The organism is Pedobacter sp. GW822-FHT03F06, from assembly GCF_058801365.1.
This window is the reverse complement of sequence record NZ_JBXANE010000001.1, coordinates 441,630-459,643: the sequence shown is the minus strand read 5'-3', so window position 1 is coordinate 459,643 and position 18,014 is coordinate 441,630. Positions and strand designations below refer to the sequence as shown.

12 protein-coding genes are annotated in these 18,014 nt (G+C 42.2%); 10 read left to right on the top strand and 2 right to left on the bottom strand.

Annotation, left to right across the window (positions count from 1 at the left end):
- The first annotated feature begins 6 nt into the window (after positions 1-6).
- The 4 genes from AC1RJ8_RS01775 (at position 7) to AC1RJ8_RS01760 (ending at position 4,946) form a co-directional block, all read left to right on the top strand.
- Positions 7-1,464, top strand: coding sequence for an O-antigen ligase family protein (locus AC1RJ8_RS01775; RefSeq protein ID WP_492952052.1), 1,458 nt, complete (start codon positions 7-9; stop codon positions 1,462-1,464).
- Entirely contained in the window at positions 1,448-2,647 is a 1,200-nt protein-coding gene (locus tag AC1RJ8_RS01770) for a glycosyltransferase family 2 protein (RefSeq protein WP_492952053.1), read from the top strand. Before AC1RJ8_RS01775 ends, AC1RJ8_RS01770 begins: the two co-directional genes overlap by 17 nt.
- Before the next feature lie 97 nt (positions 2,648-2,744).
- The gene (locus AC1RJ8_RS01765; protein WP_492952054.1) at positions 2,745-3,983 is read left to right on the top strand and encodes a glycosyltransferase; all 1,239 of its coding nucleotides are present in this window, start codon (positions 2,745-2,747) and stop codon (positions 3,981-3,983) included.
- Positions 3,984-3,998: 15 nt separating this feature from the next.
- The gene (locus tag AC1RJ8_RS01760; RefSeq protein ID WP_492952055.1) at positions 3,999-4,946 is read left to right on the top strand and encodes a glycosyltransferase family 2 protein; all 948 of its coding nucleotides are present in this window, start codon (positions 3,999-4,001) and stop codon (positions 4,944-4,946) included.
- Here the strand turns inward: AC1RJ8_RS01760 and AC1RJ8_RS01755 are convergent.
- On the bottom strand, positions 4,938-5,687 hold the full coding sequence (locus AC1RJ8_RS01755) for a glycosyltransferase family 2 protein (RefSeq protein ID WP_492952056.1): 750 nt from the start codon (positions 5,685-5,687) through the stop codon (positions 4,938-4,940). The genes AC1RJ8_RS01760 and AC1RJ8_RS01755 overlap by 9 nt on opposite strands.
- A 111-nt stretch (positions 5,688-5,798) precedes the next feature.
- Between AC1RJ8_RS01755 and AC1RJ8_RS01750 the strand changes: the two genes are divergently transcribed.
- A complete protein-coding gene (locus AC1RJ8_RS01750; protein WP_492952057.1) occupies positions 5,799-7,325 on the top strand; it encodes a lipopolysaccharide biosynthesis protein in 1,527 nt (508 codons plus the stop codon).
- Positions 7,322-8,056 (top strand): glycosyltransferase family 32 protein, encoded by a 735-nt coding sequence (locus AC1RJ8_RS01745; RefSeq protein WP_492952058.1) that lies wholly within the window; start codon positions 7,322-7,324, stop codon positions 8,054-8,056. The genes AC1RJ8_RS01750 and AC1RJ8_RS01745 overlap by 4 nt, the downstream gene beginning before the upstream one ends.
- 52 nt (positions 8,057-8,108) lie before the next feature.
- Here AC1RJ8_RS01745 and AC1RJ8_RS01740 read toward each other — a convergent pair whose 3' ends face one another.
- On the bottom strand, positions 8,109-10,376 hold the full coding sequence (locus tag AC1RJ8_RS01740) for an ATP-binding protein (RefSeq protein ID WP_492952059.1): 2,268 nt from the start codon (positions 10,374-10,376) through the stop codon (positions 8,109-8,111).
- A gap of 445 nt (positions 10,377-10,821) precedes the next feature.
- Here AC1RJ8_RS01740 and AC1RJ8_RS01735 point away from each other — a divergent pair, with 445 nt between their 5' ends.
- The 4 genes from AC1RJ8_RS01735 (at position 10,822) to AC1RJ8_RS01720 (ending at position 17,971) form a co-directional block, all read left to right on the top strand.
- Positions 10,822-11,226, top strand: coding sequence for a response regulator (locus AC1RJ8_RS01735; protein WP_492952060.1), 405 nt, complete (start codon positions 10,822-10,824; stop codon positions 11,224-11,226).
- Positions 11,226-12,428: a sugar transferase gene (locus AC1RJ8_RS01730; protein ID WP_492952061.1), complete on the top strand. Its 1,203-nt coding sequence runs from the start codon at positions 11,226-11,228 to the stop codon at positions 12,426-12,428. Before AC1RJ8_RS01735 ends, AC1RJ8_RS01730 begins: the two co-directional genes overlap by 1 nt.
- A 245-nt stretch (positions 12,429-12,673) precedes the next feature.
- Complete coding sequence (locus tag AC1RJ8_RS01725) at positions 12,674-17,011, top strand: PAS domain S-box protein (RefSeq protein WP_492952062.1); 4,338 nt, start codon at positions 12,674-12,676, stop codon at positions 17,009-17,011.
- 246 nt (positions 17,012-17,257) lie between these two features.
- Complete coding sequence (locus AC1RJ8_RS01720) at positions 17,258-17,971, top strand: DUF92 domain-containing protein (RefSeq protein WP_492952063.1); 714 nt, start codon at positions 17,258-17,260, stop codon at positions 17,969-17,971.
- Positions 17,972-18,014 lie beyond the last annotated feature (43 nt).

Genomic DNA, 18,014 nt, shown 5'->3' with positions numbered 1-18,014 from the left:
GTCCCTATGCTCAAAAATTTAAACGCATATATTGTTGACCATAAAAAAAAGATCATATTTTTTATGGTCTCCCTGTGTCTTTCAGTTCTGGTGGCAGCCTCTACCTATTCATTTGGGATTTTAGTGCCATTGGCTGTATTGGCTATTGCAGCGCTGGGCATTTTTATGGTCAGCCTTTTCCGCGATCCCCGCACGGGTGTTTGGGTATATCTGGGCTACTGTTTTATCCTGGGCTTTTTGGTGAAATATTTTCTGAATATTCCGGTTGGTCTTGCCCTCGACGGGGTGTTGATCCTCACCTGGGCAAGTATACTGGTTCATGTAAAAAGATTCGATTGGGACCGGCTGAAAAATGAGCATGTTTTGTTTTCATTGGTGTGGTTTGTTATCAGCTTTTTACAGCTTCTAAACCCATCCGGAGCCAGTTTTACCGGCTGGTTTAATGAGCTTAGATTTGCGGCCCTTAGCTGGTTGCTGGTTGCACCATTTGTATTTTTGTTGTTTAACAAGAAGGCCGATCTGAACCGGTTTATTATAATGGTGTTGCTGTTTTCTCTTGTTGCTACGCTATATGGTATGAAACAGCTTTATCTGGGCGTATCGGAAGGAGAGCAACTGTGGTTAAATGCAGGCAATGCAGGTACGCATATTATTAATGGAAAGCTCAGGGTATTTTCCATGTATTCGGATGCGGGTCAGTTCGGCGCCTCGCAGGCAATTATGGCCGTTATTGCCCTAACGCTTGCTGCAGGGCCCTTCAGTTTTGCGAAAAAAATAACTTTTGCGCTTTTTGCACTGGTTTTTCTATATGGTATGGCTATATCGGGTACCAGGGGTGCTTTGTTCGCATTGGCGGCCGGACTATTTTCTGCCCTTTTTTTAAGCAGGAATTTCAAGGTGTTAATTTTAGGCGTGGCATGTTGTGCGGCAGGCTTTGGCGTGTTAAAGTATACTACTATTGGCGATCATATTTTCCAGGTTAACCGTTTAAGGAGCGCACTTAATCCGAAGGATGCTTCATTGGCCGTCAGGCTGGATAACCAGCATAAATTAAAAATCCTGCTCGAAGATTTACCCTTTGGCGCAGGTCTTGGCATGAGCGGGATGAATGGTACCACCTACAATGCCGGTAAGCCCATAGCCAGTATACCACCCGATAGTTATTGGGTGAAAGTGTGGGTAATGTACGGTATAGTGGGATTGGTTATCTGGTTTGCCCTTACCAGTTATATTATCGGCAAGTGTGGCGGGATTGCCTGGAAAATCCGCGATCCGAGGCTAAGGGTAAAAATGATTGCCCTTACCGCTGGTACCGTGGCCTGTTTTATCTGCAGCTATGGCAACGAGGTAATGAACGGGATGCCTTCATCTGTAATTATGTTTATGTCCTGGTCTTTCATCTTCATTGCACCAGAGCTTGATGAACAGCAAATGCGACTAAAATCGGATGGAACTGATATATAAAATTATACACTTGCTATTGTGGGTTTTGGCTGTTTACCTGTCATTTAATTGCCTGTACCTGATAATTTTTGCACTTGCCGGGCTTTTCCCTTTGAGGGGTGTACAAAAATATGCTACCAGCTATAAAAAAATAGCAGTGCTGTTTCCTACCTATCATGCAGATGAGGTGATAGTCGAAAGTGTACGTGCTGCACTTGTACACGATTATAAAGGGGAGTTCGAAACTGTTGTAATTGCCGATGGATTAATGCCTGATACAATTGATCAGCTCAAAGTAATGGGAGCGGAGGTAATTGAAGTGGTTTTTGAGAAAAGCACTAAAGGTAAAGCCCTTTTATATGCAATTGAAAAGCTTAAAAATCGCGGCTTTGATATTGCTCTAGTGCTTGATGTTGACAATTTAATGGGCCCACATTGCCTGGAGGCGATTAATAGTTCATTTCAGCAGGGGCATAAGGTTATTCAGTTGCACCGTACAGCGAAAAACCTGGATACCAGTTTTGCTTTTCTGGATGCCTGCAACGAAGAGGTGAACAATCAAATATACCGCAAGGGGCAGGCAGTACTTGGGCTTTCACCTGCGCTTATCGGCTCAGGAATGGCCTTCGATTACAGCTATTTTCACTCGCTATTAATGAATGTAGGTGATACCGTTGGCGAAGATAAAAAAATGGATTTCCTTATTGCCGGCAACAGGATAAAGGTTACCTATTTGAACAATATCTTCGTTTACGACGAGAAAGTGAGCAGCGCCAGGGTGTTTACCACCCAAAGAACCCGGTGGATTGCCTCCCAGATTGAGTTTTTGCGAACATATACCATGTTGGGCATCAAGGAGCTGTTTAAAGGCAATGTAGAATTTTTTAACAAAACGGTGCAAACGATGTTAATGCCGCGCATATTATTGCTGGGATTATTGTTTATCATGGCCCTTCAATCTTTTTTTAACGCTTTGGGGCCGGGAAAAGGATTATGGCTAACTTTATTCATGAGTATTTGCCTAACCTTGCTGATTTCGGTGCCGGGACGTTTTTACAGGGATAAAAGGCTGTATCTTGCCATCTGGCAAATACCAAGGGCAATGATTGGAATGGTTATCGCGCTGTTTAGCATTGGTAAGCTTAAAAAGTCCAACTTAGCAACGCCTCATCAAAATACAAATACACGAGAAAATAAAACTTAAGCTATGCCGATATTAATATTGATCATTACCGGTACAATTGCCGGCATCTTTGGGTTTATTAAAGGAACAAAAACACCAAAACAAAAAACATAATCCAATGGCTATTTTAAATAACAGGGACATTATCATTGTGGGGCAACAGCCCTGGGATATTCCCATTGGTAGCAATTGTAAGGATTTGGCGCTGGAGTTTAGTAAAAACAACCGCGTATTGTATGTTAATGCACCATTAGATCGAAAAACGAGTGTATTGCAGCGCGATACAGAAGGCGTAAAAAAAAGATTGCGCGTTATTGCTGGTAAAGAAGAAGCTTTGACAGAAGTATCAGCAAACCTTTGGGTGTATAATCCACAGGTTATCATAGAATCTGTAAACTGGATCAGATTCAAAGCTCTGTTCAGGTGGTTAAATAAAATCAACAATGCCCGGTTCGCCGGATCGATCCGCGATGCGGTTGCTCAGCTTGGCCTTAAAAATTTCATCCTGTTTAACGATAACGATATTTTTCGGAGCTTTCACCTAAAAGAGCTTTTAAAACCTGCTTTAAGTGTTTATTACTCGAGAGATAATGTTGTAGCTACGCCGTACTGGATGCGGCATGGTACTTATATGGAGCCCGAGCTGATTGCAAAAAGTGACCTTTGCGTAGCCAATTCGGTTTATCTGGCAGGCTATTGCAGAAAATATAATCCGAATTCCTTTTACGTTGGGCAGGGCTGTGATTTAGCGCTTTTCAGTAACGGTGAGGCTCTCGAAATCCCCTCCGATCTTTCCACTATCAAAAAGCCGGTTTTGGGCTATGTTGGAGCATTGTTGTCGATGAGGCTCGACGAAAAGATCCTGCTCTATCTGGCAAAAGAAAGGCCAGACTGGAGTGTGGTACTTGTAGGGCCACAGGATGAAGATTTTAGTAGAAGCGAGCTCCATAAGCTAAGCAATGTGTTTTTTCTGGGCCCAAAAAAGCCAGAAATGCTGGCTGCATACATTAAGGGTTTCGATGTTTGCCTCAATCCCCAGGTGATCAATCCGCTAACCATCGGTAATTATCCCCGTAAAATTGATGAGTATCTGGCCATGGGGAAACCTACACTGGCTACCAGAACCGAAGCGATGGATATCTTTGCTGATCATGTTTACCTGGCATCGACGAAGGAAGAATACCTCCAGTTGGCTGAAAAAGCACTTGCTGAAGATAACCCGGCACTGGCGCGCGAGCGGATTAACTTTGCCGGCATGCATACCTGGGAGGCCAATACCAGGGATATTTATAAAGCCATAAATGCTGTAGAAGGTGGTTTGGTAGCAGCTGCAGATGTATTAAGATCGAATCCCTAATATTGTTCATTAAAATTGAAAATACTTAAGTTGGATATGCCATTGACCTCAATTATCACCGTTAATTTCCATCAAATGGCCGTAACTATAGCCTTGCTGGAATCTATCAGCAGGTCGTACCATGCAGCAGATGTTGAAGTTATACTGGTAGATAATGGCGCAGCTCAAGACCAGGCGCATCTATTTTTACCTTACTTTGGTAATATCCACTATATCCGTTCGGTAGAAAATCTTGGTTTTGCAGGTGGAAACAATCTGGGAATCAGGCAGGCCAAAGGCGATTACATTCTACTACTGAACAACGATACCGAAATACCGGCTGGTTGTCTGGAAACCATGCACACCGAACTTGATGCTAATCAGAAAATAGGACTGCTATCGCCCTTATTGCTTTATTTCGACCAGCAGGATTTGGTTCAGTATGCTGGTTTTACGCCCTTAAATTATGTCACGGGCAGAAATGCCTATATTGGCCAGTTTGAACGTAACCATGGGCAGTTCAGTCAGAGCTATAGCACTGCGTTCTGTCATGGGGCGGCAGTGATGTGCCGCAGGCAGGATCTGTTGAATGCCGGACTAATGGATGAAAATTATTTTCTCTATTATGAAGAACTCGACTGGTGTGAAAAATTCAAACGGATTGGCAAAGAAATCTGGTTTACCGGAAAAACCCATGTTTACCATAAGGAATCTGTTAGTGTGGGAAAGGAAAGTCCGCTCAAGGTATATTTTATGACCAGAAACAGGATGCTTTTTATCCGGAAAAATACGGGCTGGATTACTACTTTGCTGTTCTCACTGTATTTTTGTTTTGTCGCCTGTCCAAAAGCGGTATTGAGTTATCTAGCCCGGGGAAGGCGGGATTTGGCTAAACAGGTGCTCAACGGACTTTGGTGGAACTTTACACACACAAAACATAGCAAAAACCTGGGGATGGTATTACCCGCTAAAGGCTCATCTTAATCTTTTAAGGCTGGCAGAAACAGCATATCTCCCAAGTAAAATTGCCGATCTGAGAAAACCTATGCCCTCGCTTTCCCTGAATATTTTCCAGGTATAAGCAATTGCTTTGAGTTTGTTCGACGAAACTGAATTTTGTCTTACCCGATAATAGGCGAGAGGCTGGTTAATGCCATAACCCTGGCCGCACTGTTTGAGCAGTTTAAGTAAAAAGATCCAGTCTTCATGACCTGCCCGGCTAAACTTTAAGTCGCCAATGGCACTTTTTAACATCATAGAAGTCGAAAATATAACCACGTTATGGGCAAGGAGCGCATTATAATCCACGGTATGTGGGACCGGAACCTGACCTGAAATTACTTTCCCTTGTTCATTAATGCGCTTATAGGCACAGAATGTAAGAGGTAGGAGTTCTTTTTCCATGTAATTTACCTGTCGGCTAAGCTTATCTTTAAGCCAGATATCATCACTATCCAGAAACGCGATGTATTTGCCTTTCGCTTCTGCCAAACCGATATTTCGGGCATTCGATACGCCTCCATTCTCCTTTAGCGCTATCAGCCGGATACCATTGTGCCGGCTGGCAAAGGCTTCAACGATCTGGCAGGTATTATCGGTGGAGTGGTCATCTACAACAATCAGTTCCCAGTTTGTATAGTGCTGGGCAAGTACAGCATTAAGGGTTTCTGTTATAAAAGCAGCTGAATTATAGCATGGGGTAACAATTGATACAAGTGGCTCCAATCTTTTTTAGTTATGTCTTTTCGTTTGACCAAAATAGCTAAAATTTTATGATAATGTATTCGGGCACCGATGATATTCAAATAAAACCATTACTTTAGGGCAGCTATTGATATGGATAGAAGACGTTTTGTTGTTAACCTGGTTTCCAACTTTTTTAGTGCACTTTCTGGTGTAGGGATTTCTTTCTTTCTTACCCCTTATATTGTGACGCACCTGGGTAAAGAGGCTTATGGTTTCTTCCCCCTTTCCAATAACTTTGTGATGTATGCAGGGATTATTACAACTGCACTAAACTCCATGTCGAGCCGGTATATCACCATCAGCCTCGAAAAAAAAGACGTCAAAGAAGTGAATGTTTATTTCAACTCCATCTTGTTTGGCAATATGCTAATATCGCTTGGTTTCATTGTATTGAGTGCGTTATTCTGTCTGTTCATTAATAATATACTCGATATTCCGCCGGGCCTTTTTGATGATGTACGGTTACTGTTTGTATTCATTTTCTTCAGTCTGGTGATCAATGTTTCTTCAGCGGTTTTTTCGGTCGCAGCATTTGCCGTCAACAGATTCGATAAGCTCGCTTATATCAATATTATATCCAATGTGGTGAAACTTTGCGCCGTGGCATTCCTGTTTTATCTTTTTAAGCCTAAAATTTATTTTCTGGGGCTGGTAACGGTATTAACAGCAATTTACATATGTTTTGCAAATTACAGGCTTACCAAAAGACTCCTCCCTGAAGTGGTGATTGACAGGTCGCTTTTTTCCTGGAGTGCGCTTTCGCTGATTGCGGGCTTTGGCATGTGGAATTCTATCATTGCCCTATCGAATGTAATCAATACCCAACTGGATTTATTAATTGCAAACCACTTTTTTGGTGCCTCGGGCATGGGTTTTCTTTCATTAACCAAGTTCATACCCAATGCAATTTACATCCTGCTGGGAATTGTGGTACCCATATTTCTACCCGAAATGCTAAAAGCCTATGCCCAGGAAGATATGGGGAAACTTAAAAGTACCCTTAACTTGTCGTTTAAGGCTATTTTTATAGTTGTACTGTTGCCCCTGGCTGTATTTTTTGTTTATGGTGGCGATTTTTTCAGGCTATGGCTGCCAACCCAGGATTCCAGCGCACTCCACCTGCTTTCGGTGATAACCTTATTGCCTTTCATCGTTCATGGCACAGTAGAAACGGTGCATCATGTTTTTATCATCACCAATAAACTGAGGATTGCCTCTATCTGGGGCATTTTTATAGCCGTACTGAATTTTGTACTGGTGATATTACTTTGCCTGTACAGCAACCTGGGGATATATGCCATCCCGTTTGCGGCAGCAATAAGCGGCGTATTTAGCCACCTTACTTTCACACCTATTTACGCGGCACATTGCCTGAAAGAGAAAAGGAGCTATTTCTTTTTTAAGATTGTGAGGGGATTAGCCGGTTTTACTTTGCTGATTGCGGTAACTTATGGCTGGAGAAGCATGGGGTTGATTACAGTTACATCCTGGTTTACCTTTATCCTGAATTGCATGCTAATTGGGCTGATTTTGCTTGTGATTACGTTATTTATGCAGTTTGATCGGGTTACGCTTGCTGAAGGTTATAGGAAGGTCTTAAATAAAGTGAAGCTATGATACCTAAAATAATCCACTATTGCTGGTTTGGTAAAGGAGAAAAACCTGAGCTGGTACTCAACTGCCTGGCTTCCTGGGAAAAATACCTTCCCGATTATCGCATTGTAGAATGGAACGAGGAGAATTTTGATGTAAACAGTTACCAATATAGTGCAGAGGCTTACCGCGAGCGTAAATTTGCTTTTGTTTCTGATGTTTGCCGCTTATATGCTTTGAAAAATATGGGAGGCATTTATTTCGACACAGATGTGGAGCTTTTAAAACCACTGGATGAGGCAATGCTTGGCAATTTAGCTTTTACAGGTTTTGAAGATAATCTTTTGCTTTCATCAGCAATTATGGGAAGCATGAGGGATGGCAGCTGGATAAATGACTTACTAACTTATTACGACAACAGGAGTTTTTACCTGGCAAACGGAAAGCCAGATACTATGCCGAATACCGAAAGCATCACCGCGTTTATGAAAGCAGAAAAAGGACTGCAGTTAAATAATTCCTTTCAGCAGCTTGATGGCTATTGCACGATTTATCCCAGTGAGTTTTTTAGCCCGAAAAGCTGGAAAACGCTGAAGCTAAAAATTACAGCGAATACCTATTGCATTCATCATTTCGCAGCTTCGTGGATTTCAGATGCTGATTATAGCCTTATGGGGAAACTATCCAACCAGCTGTTAGGGAAAAGCGTATCCGATTCTTTGTCTAGGATATATAGAAAGCTCCTGGGGCGCTGAAATCCCCACGGAGGATTGTTTGAATTGCCTACCTGTTCTTGTCAGAATTGGTTTACTGACTATTTCTGATCACAATTTCTTCCCTGAGTTCGGCCATTACCCGGTTAAGCACCTCGTTTACCTCTGCAATCATTTCTGTTAGTTTAGGAGCAGGGATAATTCCCTCATCCACTGCTTCAATTTCTCTTATGATACGCTGAAGCGGTAAAATGGCCAGATGATCAATAGTGGATTTGAGTTTGTGGGCCAGTTTAGATAACTGTTCAAGGTCGCCATCGGCGCTAGCCTGATTGAGTTGTTTTAAAGCGTCGGGTATTTGTCCGCAAAACATTTCGATCATTTTGGTTACAAAATCTTCGCGTCCCTTGCTGATAACACGTAGCCCGTCAAGGTTATACAATGGTAAATCAATATCAGGAGCAATAACCGGACTTGCCGTTTTTTGAATCCAGTTATCAATCACACCAATCAACAGCTCTTCGTTTATTGGCTTGGTAATGTAGTCGTCCATTCCGGCGGCCAAACATTTCTCTCTTTCACCTTCAATGGCCGAGGCAGTGAGTGCAATGATTACGCCCGTATATCCACCTGACCTAAGGGCTTTGGTGGTATCATAGCCGTTAAGAACAGGCATCTGTATATCCATCAGAATGATATCATAAGCCTCTTCTTTCAACATTTCTAGGGCTATTTCGCCATTTTCGGCAATCATTATCTGCGGGCCATAGCCCAGTAAAATCGTACTGGCCACCAGTCTGTTCATTTCGTTGTCGTCCACAATCAGGATTTTGCGTCCTGCAAATAAATCTTCGTTGTGGGTAATCTTTGTTTCGGCAGGTACATCGGCTGTTTTTCCTTTTTCGAGTTTAATAACAAAGGAAATTTCTGAACCCCGGCCTTTCTCGCTTTTTACATTAAAATAACCGCCCATTTGCGCGACCAGTTTTTGTGAAATACTCATGCCTAAACCTGTGCCACCATATTTGCGTGTTACAGATTCATATTCCTGGCTAAAATTATCGAACAGGCGGCTTAAAAATTCAGGATCCATTCCAATACCGGTATCTTTCACCAAAACTTCAATTTCCTGGTAAGTCTCGCTGTCCGCTCTTACAATAGCTGTTAACAGCACTGAACCTTTTTCGGTAAATTTAATGGCATTGGTCAATAAATTAAGTACAACCTGGGTTATCCGGTAAGGGTCGCCAATCAGTACCGACGATATTTCGATATCCGCTGGCGGAAGGTAACTGATCTCCAGTCCGCGTTTTATGGCCTTGTGCGTAACCACCTGCATTACCTCACTAAATACCATTGGTAAGCTAAAGCCAATTTGTTCCAGATTGAGCTTTCCTGCATCAATTTTAGAGAGGTCTAAAATGTCATCAATAATGACTAGGAGACTTTTTGAAGCCGTTTGCGCAGTTTGAATATAGTAATCCTGTTCTTCGGTAAGCGTGGTTTTGGAAAGCTGGTTGGTCATGCTGATAATGGCATTCATAGGGGTTCTGATTTCATGGCTCATATTGGCCAAAAACATCGCTTTGATGGTGGCAGCCTGTTCAGCATCTTTTCTGGCCGTAATCAGTTCCTGTTCAAATCTTTTATGATCGCTTACATCAAAACAGATGCTTGTCCAGCCTGTATTTTCGTTTCTTTCATTGTAGTTTACCGCACGGCCGGCCAACCATAGTCTTTGATTGCCTTGGGCATCAGTAAATACAATCTCATGCAATGCTGCATCTGTTTCTCCCGAATCCTCATCTTTATAATCTGCTGCGAAAAAATCGTTGCCAAAAAGCACATCAGGCATTTGCTGGTACATATTATCCAGAGCATAGCCGGACATGGCACAGAAACGTTTATTGGCATACTGTATTCTGCCTGCAGTATCCATCTCTATAAAGCCAAAGCCCATATTTCCGAGGATTCTGTCGAAATGGTGGGTGTTGGGCAAAGGAAGTGTATCTGCAGTAGCGCTGTTTTTTCCATTTATCTCACCAGGCCCATTTTGTTCGATATAGTCTGCCCCGGCAAAAAATAACAGTTCCTGTTCGGCAGATCTTTCCCAGCGCCCTTTTATTTTTCCACCTGTACGCCTCGGGCTGATGAGAAGCGGTTCGCCCAACGGAAATTGCCCTTTACCGTTTAATTCATGAAGTTCAAAATAATCAAACAAGTTTCCGTTCTGACAATCGGCATAAATATTTTTCAGTTTATCGCCAATATGCAGTATCTTCATATTGCTATCCAGCAGGATAAAATAAGGGAAAAGCCTGTTCAATTGTGCGGGATCAAGGGATAAGGAAAAGCTGTTCATCAGGAAAGATTTAATAACACGCTAAATTTATAAAAAAATAATCCGCTAATACAGAACCTGAACGAATTTAGTATCCAAAAGTCCGATTGTTGTTGTCGACCCGGCGGTTACGGGGCAGTAGGGCTATACGGACAGGTATTAACTGCTTTCTTATACAGTAGATTTGTCGCCTTTTTTATAACATATGGCTCGTTTACAGTATTTTATTTATTCTTTCAGCGTTTAGGAAAATAATAGGGATTAATCTGATTTTTTTTTATAATTGTACAACGACATTAAGATAATCAAATTCAGAATACTGTTATTTAAATTTCGGTTCAATTTTTGATTGTAAAACTGACAATAGTGATAGTAGAGAAAACCGTTTTCTTCTAGAATTGTTTAAACTATTATCTTTTCTAAACCGGTTTTATAAAAAATCAATGCGTTGCAATTAGTCCCTATCATGACCCAAACCAACAACCCCAAAACTCGTTTACTCTTGGTTGAGGATGATGAGTTTATGCAAGCAATACTCGAAGAGATCCTCACAGCGAACTACCAGATTGATATACGGCCTGACGGCCTAAGTGCATTAACTTTCCTGCAAAGTGGCAACATTCCTGACCTTATTATTTCTGATTTGAATACGCCGAACATGAACGGCCTCGAATTAATTGAACAGTTAAAAATGAGCGACTTTTTCCATTCCTTGCCGATTATGATCTTATCAGGCGAGGAGAGTTCGGATAAACGGATTAAATGCATGGATGCAGGGGCAGATGACTTTGTGATTAAACCTTTTAACCCAGCAGAACTCGAGGCAAGGATTAAAATGGTACTAAGGCGAGCAGGTAAAAAACTTTCGTAATGGAGCATGCGGTGAAGCCCGACCAAATGAATAACCCGGTAATTGCCCTTGTAGGTTTTGAAAGGGATTTTCAGCATATTGATTTTGACGCGTGCTATTTTGACGATATGCAAATCGTTCGTTTTGAAAATGGATTAAGGCTTATACAGGAATGGATAGAGCAACAGTTAAATGTTACAGCTGTTATTTCTAATAGCGAAATCCTGTCGAACGGTGGGCTTTCCCTGCTCGAAACACTAAAAAAAAGGCAGATGCCTTCAGTTCCCTTTTTTCTGGTTGTAAGGTATTTTAATTCGAACTTAAGGATATTGGCCTTAACGGCTGGCGTTTCTGATGTTTTTAGGCTGCCTGTAGAAAAAGAACGCCTCGAAAAACGGCTTGTATTCCTCGTTAATAACTGGGATGCACTCAACCGTGAGGTGAAAATAACCAGCAGACCGGTATATCATATCGGTTTTGCCAAGCGCTTATTTGATGTGTTTTTTGCAGGATTAGCCCTGATCTTGCTGTTTCCCTTATTATTAGTGGTCGCAATATCGATATGGGTAGAATCCAAAGGTCCGGTATTTTACTATTCGTTAAGGAGCGGCACGGGCTTCAAAGTTTTTCGTTTTTATAAATTCAGGTCAATGTACGTGAATGCAGATCAAAAGATTAAAGACCTTAAACATTTGAACCAATACGACGTTGATCAGGAAAAAAAAGAAACCCGCAAAACAGATTTTACACTCTGTAGTTCCTGCATGTTACAGGGGAAATGCCAGTATCCTGTTTATGCTGACGGAGCCCAGTGGTGTGAAAAGGACGATGTGTATTTGAGTACGCAAAAAAGCGGATCAGCGTTTTTTAAAATCGCCAACGATCCGAGGGTAACCCGTGTTGGTAATTTTATCCGGAATACCAGCATAGATGAATTGCCGCAACTTTGGAATGTAATAAAGGGCGATATGAGTATTGTTGGCAACAGGCCATTGCCCATTTATGAAGCCGAAAAACTAACTACAGATAAATATGTGCTAAGGTTTGCCGCACCTGCTGGGATAACAGGTTTATGGCAGGTAGAAAAACGCGGAAGGGGTGAAATGAGCGAAGAAGAGCGGCTAATACTCGATAACACTTACGCATTGAAGCAGAGTTTCTGGAACGATATCAGGCTTATTTTAAAAACTATACCAGCACTTTTCCAGAAAGAAAACGTATAGCGGCAAACAACTGCCTGATGGGAATAGGCAATGGGCTAATTTGCCCGGTCGTAAATAAAATAAACGCATAAAAGAAAACCAGATGTGCTATACCTGCTATTTTTTTCTGATATTTAAGGACTAACCCCATTAATAAACCCTGTGGGCACTAGCTCCACAGAGGCATTGGTACGGGTTACCCGCTGAGAGAAAAAGATTGATTAGCTGAGCTAATCTGTGGCCGTTGAAACAAATAAAATATTGGAATGCAAAAAAATCTAACCGCACGTTTAAGGAAATCCTACAGTTATGAAGTAATAGGGAAGGGCCGGGAAAGTGATTTTGACAGAATTACCGAGATGGCCGCCTTAATCTGTGAAAGCAAGATTTCCTTAATTTCCTTTTCAGATGGCAACAAACTGTGGTGTAAAGCCGTTAAGGGCCTCAATGCCAAGGCGGTTAAGACTGTTTTGCCCTTGTGCAACTATCCTTTGGCTTTAACCCAAGCACTGATCATTGCAGACGTGCTCGATGATGAGCGTTTTAATGGGCATCTGGAGATAATTAATGGAGAAAAAATAAGGTTTTATGCAGCATACCCGATAAGGGATAATAATGGCATTGTGCTGGGATCCTTAACGGTGATGGATATGATGCCAAAAAAAATCACAACAAACCAGCAAAAATTGCTTTCGCTGCTGGAAGAAGAAATCAGTGCACTCATTCACGAACGTGTAAAAAAGACTGAAGACAAGAATATAGGCCTGCTTTTCGAACATTCCGACGATCTTATCTGTATCCTGGATAAGGATTTGAAATTTAAGCGGATGAATGCCAGTTTCGATATCAAAATGGGATGGATAGAACAGGAGCTCAGGCATAAAACACTGCTCGATATTGTTCCGGCAGCTGAACTCGAACAAGCCGGCAAAATCTGGAAAAATCTGATAAGCCGTAAGCAGGAAGTGGATCCTACCCATCAGGTGGCCATTAAGGATGGGGGATTCAGGATGATTGAATGGACAGCTACAGTTGAGGAAAGAGATGGTGATGTATTCGCAATTGGTAGGGATGTAACCGTCGAAATGGAAAAAAACCATGCCTTAAAAGTTAGTGAACAAAAATTAAAGGCATTTTTTGAAAGCTCTCAGGGCCTGATGTGTACGCATGATATTCATGGAAACCTGATTTCGCTGAATCCTTCCGGGGCCAGGTCGCTCGGTTACAGAAGGTCAGAATTGATTAAAAAAAGTCTTTTTGATATCATTCCTGCAGAAAGGCATACTAATCTGCGCCAGTATCTGGTCGATGTAGTTGAAAAGGGGCACTCGACGGGTTATATGATCATTAAGCGTAAATCGGGCGAAGAGCGCTTATGGTTGTATTCAAATACGCTGCAAAAAGACCTTCAGGGCGAACCTTATGTAGTTGGGAATGCGGTAGATATTACAGACCAGAAAAAACTGGAGGCCGATCTTATACATATAAAGGATCTGCTAGAAGAAACCAGCGGTTTGGCAAGAATTGGGGGTTGGGAGCTGAATCTCAAAGATCAGCAGTTACACTGGTCAAAAATAACGCGCGAAATCCATGGCGTACCCGATGGATTTATCCCGACGGTAGATAATGCCGTTGCTTTTTACGAGCCAGGCCCAAATAGAAACCGGATCTTGCAAGCTATTGATGAATGCCTGAACAGCGGGAAGGAATGGGATGAGGAACTTCAGATCGTCGATTTTAATGGCCGTAATATCTGGGTGAGGGCTATTGGTAAAGCAGAATTTGCAAATGGAGTTCCGGTAAGGATATATGGTACTATGCAGGATATAGATGAGCAGAAACGTGCTCAGCTTGCGGTTGCCGAATCTAAAAAACTGCTTGATGAGGTACTTTCGGCAGCTACCGGGGTCAGTATTATTGCCACAGACCTTGATGGAACAATTACCGTATTTAATGAAGGCTCTGAACGCATGCTGGGATATACAGCCGAAGAAATGGTCGGAAAACAAACGCCCATCATGTTTCATGACGAGCGGGAAGTTTCGGAGATTTGTGCTGATTTCAGCGCTGCTACAAAAGATGAAGTAACTGGATTCGGTTTTTATGCACAGTGTGCAGATAGCCCGGAAAGGGAAAGAATTTTTACTTTTATTACGAAGGATGCTAAAAGGATGAGGGTATCATTATCTATTACCTCAATCAAAAGCAGTAATGGCAATACGATTGGATATTTAGGGATATCAATCGATATTACCCAGAAAGAAGCGATCCAGCAGGAACTTGCCCAGGAAAAAGCATTGTTGATTGCTTTTATCGAGAATGCACCTGCATCGGTGGCCATGGTTGATAATAACATGCAGTTTTTAATGGCGAGCCGCACATGGATAAAAGCTTATACGCAGATTGAAGGCGATATAAAAGGTTATTCCTATTATGAGGTATTTCCCGAGCTTTCTCAGGAACGTAAAGATGTGCATCAGGAAGTTCTAAGGGGCAGAACAATCAGAAAAGATGAAGATATTTATGTAAATCCGATAACTAAAGGCTTAAAGCATATTGCTTGGGAGATGACCCCTTGGTACAAAGCCAATAAAACTATCGGTGGAATGATGATCTTTACGCACGACATTTCAGCAGCAGTGCAGCATCGGCAGGAACTGACCACGGCACGGTTGCGGGCCGACATTGCCAACTTTGCAAAATCCGAATTCCTGGCCAATATGAGCCATGAGATCAGAACGCCACTCAACGGTGTAATCGGCTTTACCGATCTGGTCTTGAAAACCCAGCTGAACAGTACGCAGGAGCAGTATCTTAAAATAGTACACCAGTCGGCCAATTCCTTATTGGGAATCATTAACGATATCCTTGATTTCTCCAAAATCGAGTCCGGCAAGTTTGAACTTGATATAGATCGGTGCGATTTGTACGAACTTGCCTGGCAGGCCAGCGATATCACCAACTATCAGATCCATACCAAAAACCTGGAGATGCTGCTGAATCTTCAGCCGGATCTGCCCAGGTTTATATGGGCTGATGCGCTGCGGTTGAAACAGGTATTAATTAATTTGCTGGGCAATGCGGCAAAATTTACAACAGAAGGTGAAATAGAGCTTAAAATTGAATCACTGCAAAGCGTGGGCGATAATCATTTGTTGAGGTTCTCTGTCAGAGATACCGGTATCGGAATTGCCAAAAGCAAACAAGTGAAGATTTTTGAGGCATTCTCGCAAGAAGATTCCTCAACAACAAAAAAATATGGCGGAACAGGACTGGGGCTCACCATTTCCAATAAACTGCTGAACATGATGGATAGCCAGCTTCAGTTAGAGAGCGAACCAGGCTTAGGAAGTACCTTCTATTTCGATGTAAACCTGCGGTATGAACAAGGCGACCTGATTGAATGGATGGAAATGGAAAGTATCAGCAGGGTACTCATTGTAGATGATAACAATAATAACAGGCAGATATTGTCTGATATGCTTGTGCTGAAAAATATTGTCTCTGACCAGGCAAAAAATGGTTTTGAGGCACTGCAATTACTGGCTGCAGGGCAAACATATGATGCCATTTTACTGGATTATCATATGCAGTATATGGATGGCCTTGAAACTGCTGCCAAAATCAGGGAAAATTTCCCTTCCGCAGATGGAGGCGAGATCCCGTTAATCCTTTTACACAGCTCGTCTGATGATGGAAAGATAATCAAAGCCTGTAACGATCTTCATATTGATAACAGGTTACTTAAGCCGATTAAAATGAATGATCTTTATCTTGCCCTGACAAGAATAAGGACACGGGAAGCATCTTATCAAAACAGGCAGGATACTACAATCATAGACTCAATAGAAAGTCATGAGTACCGGTTTTTAATCGTTGAGGATAATGAGGTTAACAGATTTTTGACCCGATCGCTGCTGGAAAAACTGTACCCGAAAAGTGTTGTAACGGAGGCGGAAAATGGCTTATTGGGCATTAGCCTTTTTCAGCACGAAACTTTTGATCTTATTTTCATGGATATTCAGATGCCTGAAATGAACGGATATGAATCTGCCAGGAAAATAAGATCATTGGAAGAGCATACCAGGATTCCTATTATTGCCCTTACAGCTGCAAACGTGAAGGGTGAGCGTGAAAAAAGTATTGCTGCAGGAATGGATGATTTTATTACTAAACCGGTTTTAGAAGAACATATAGCGGCCGTACTCAATAAGTGGCTAGTGCGGCCAGTAAATTCGCTTAACAGCAAATTAGAGGATGGCGGTGCAAAAAAAAAACATTTTAATATTGCTAAGCTGAACCGTTACTTTAACGGCGATCGTGTAAAACTCGCAAAGATCATTGGCATAACCATCGGACAACTTCATGCCGCGGCAGGCCAGCTGGATAAAGACATCCAACCAGAAGATTATGATATGCTCATTTCCCTAGCACATAAACTTTATGGGATGTCGACTTCTGCGGGACTTGAAAACCTGGCCGATATAAGCGGAAGACTTCAGGCTATTTCAATTTATGAATTTTCTGCTGTCCTGGATTTGGTAGAAGAGCTAAAAGTAGGCATTAACGAGCTTTTTCCAGTATTGGAAGCGCATGTTCAATAAGCAAGTTGTATTACTGCCTGTAAGACAATATTATATCAAAATATAAGATTTGGTATATCTATTTCAGGTAAAATGGAAGTTCGTTCCCTTTTCAAACTGACGAACAACTTGCCTTACTTTTATCGGTCGCTTTGGCGACCCAAGACCTGGGGCCACGATAAATTTTTTGACGTTTTGGGTAGCTTGTTTACGGCACAAATATTTCCATATGCTTTTTTGTAAATATATTTCAAATATATTTGTGATATGTTCAATAGTGGTATCTTTTTGCCTATCATCATTATTTCCGGCATAGTTTACAGCATCTTGGCAAAAAAACTGACGGTTTTGGCCGCTTTTACGGGCGGGATATTGGCATACCTTATTTTTATTGCTGCGGGTTATCCAGGGCTAGCAATGATGACCACGTTTTTTATCCTCGGTTCTGCTGCCACCTCCTTGTACCGGCACAAAAAACAGGCTTTTGCTTCCAGGGAGGAAGAAAAAAAAGGCCGTAATGCCATGCAGGTGCTGGCCAATGCCGGGGCCGCGGCCATTGCAGGTGTAGTAACGCTATTTTATCCCCAGCTGACTTATTTGATGCTTCCGGCAATGGCGGCAGCCTTTGCCTCGGCTACAGCGGATACCCTGTCTTCTGAGCTGGGAATGGTGTATGGAAAACGGTTCTTTAATGTTATTTCCTTTAAGCCCGACCGCTGCGGAATGGATGGGGCGATCAGCCTCGAAGGGACGCTGATCGGTATAGCGGGTAGCTGTATTATTGCTGGCATTTATGCGATTGGATGGGGATGGAACATCAGTTTTTTCTTTATTGTTCTTGCAGGTACGCTGGGTAACCTTGCTGATTCCATACTTGGGGCTGTGCTGGAGCGGAAAGGGATGATCGGGAATGATGCGGTCAATTTTTTGAATACATTGACAGCAGCGGTTGTGGTTGTGTTGTTGGAGGTTTTTCTTTAGGCAGCGATAGGCCAGGAGGCTCCAGAGTTCGTTTATATTGGAA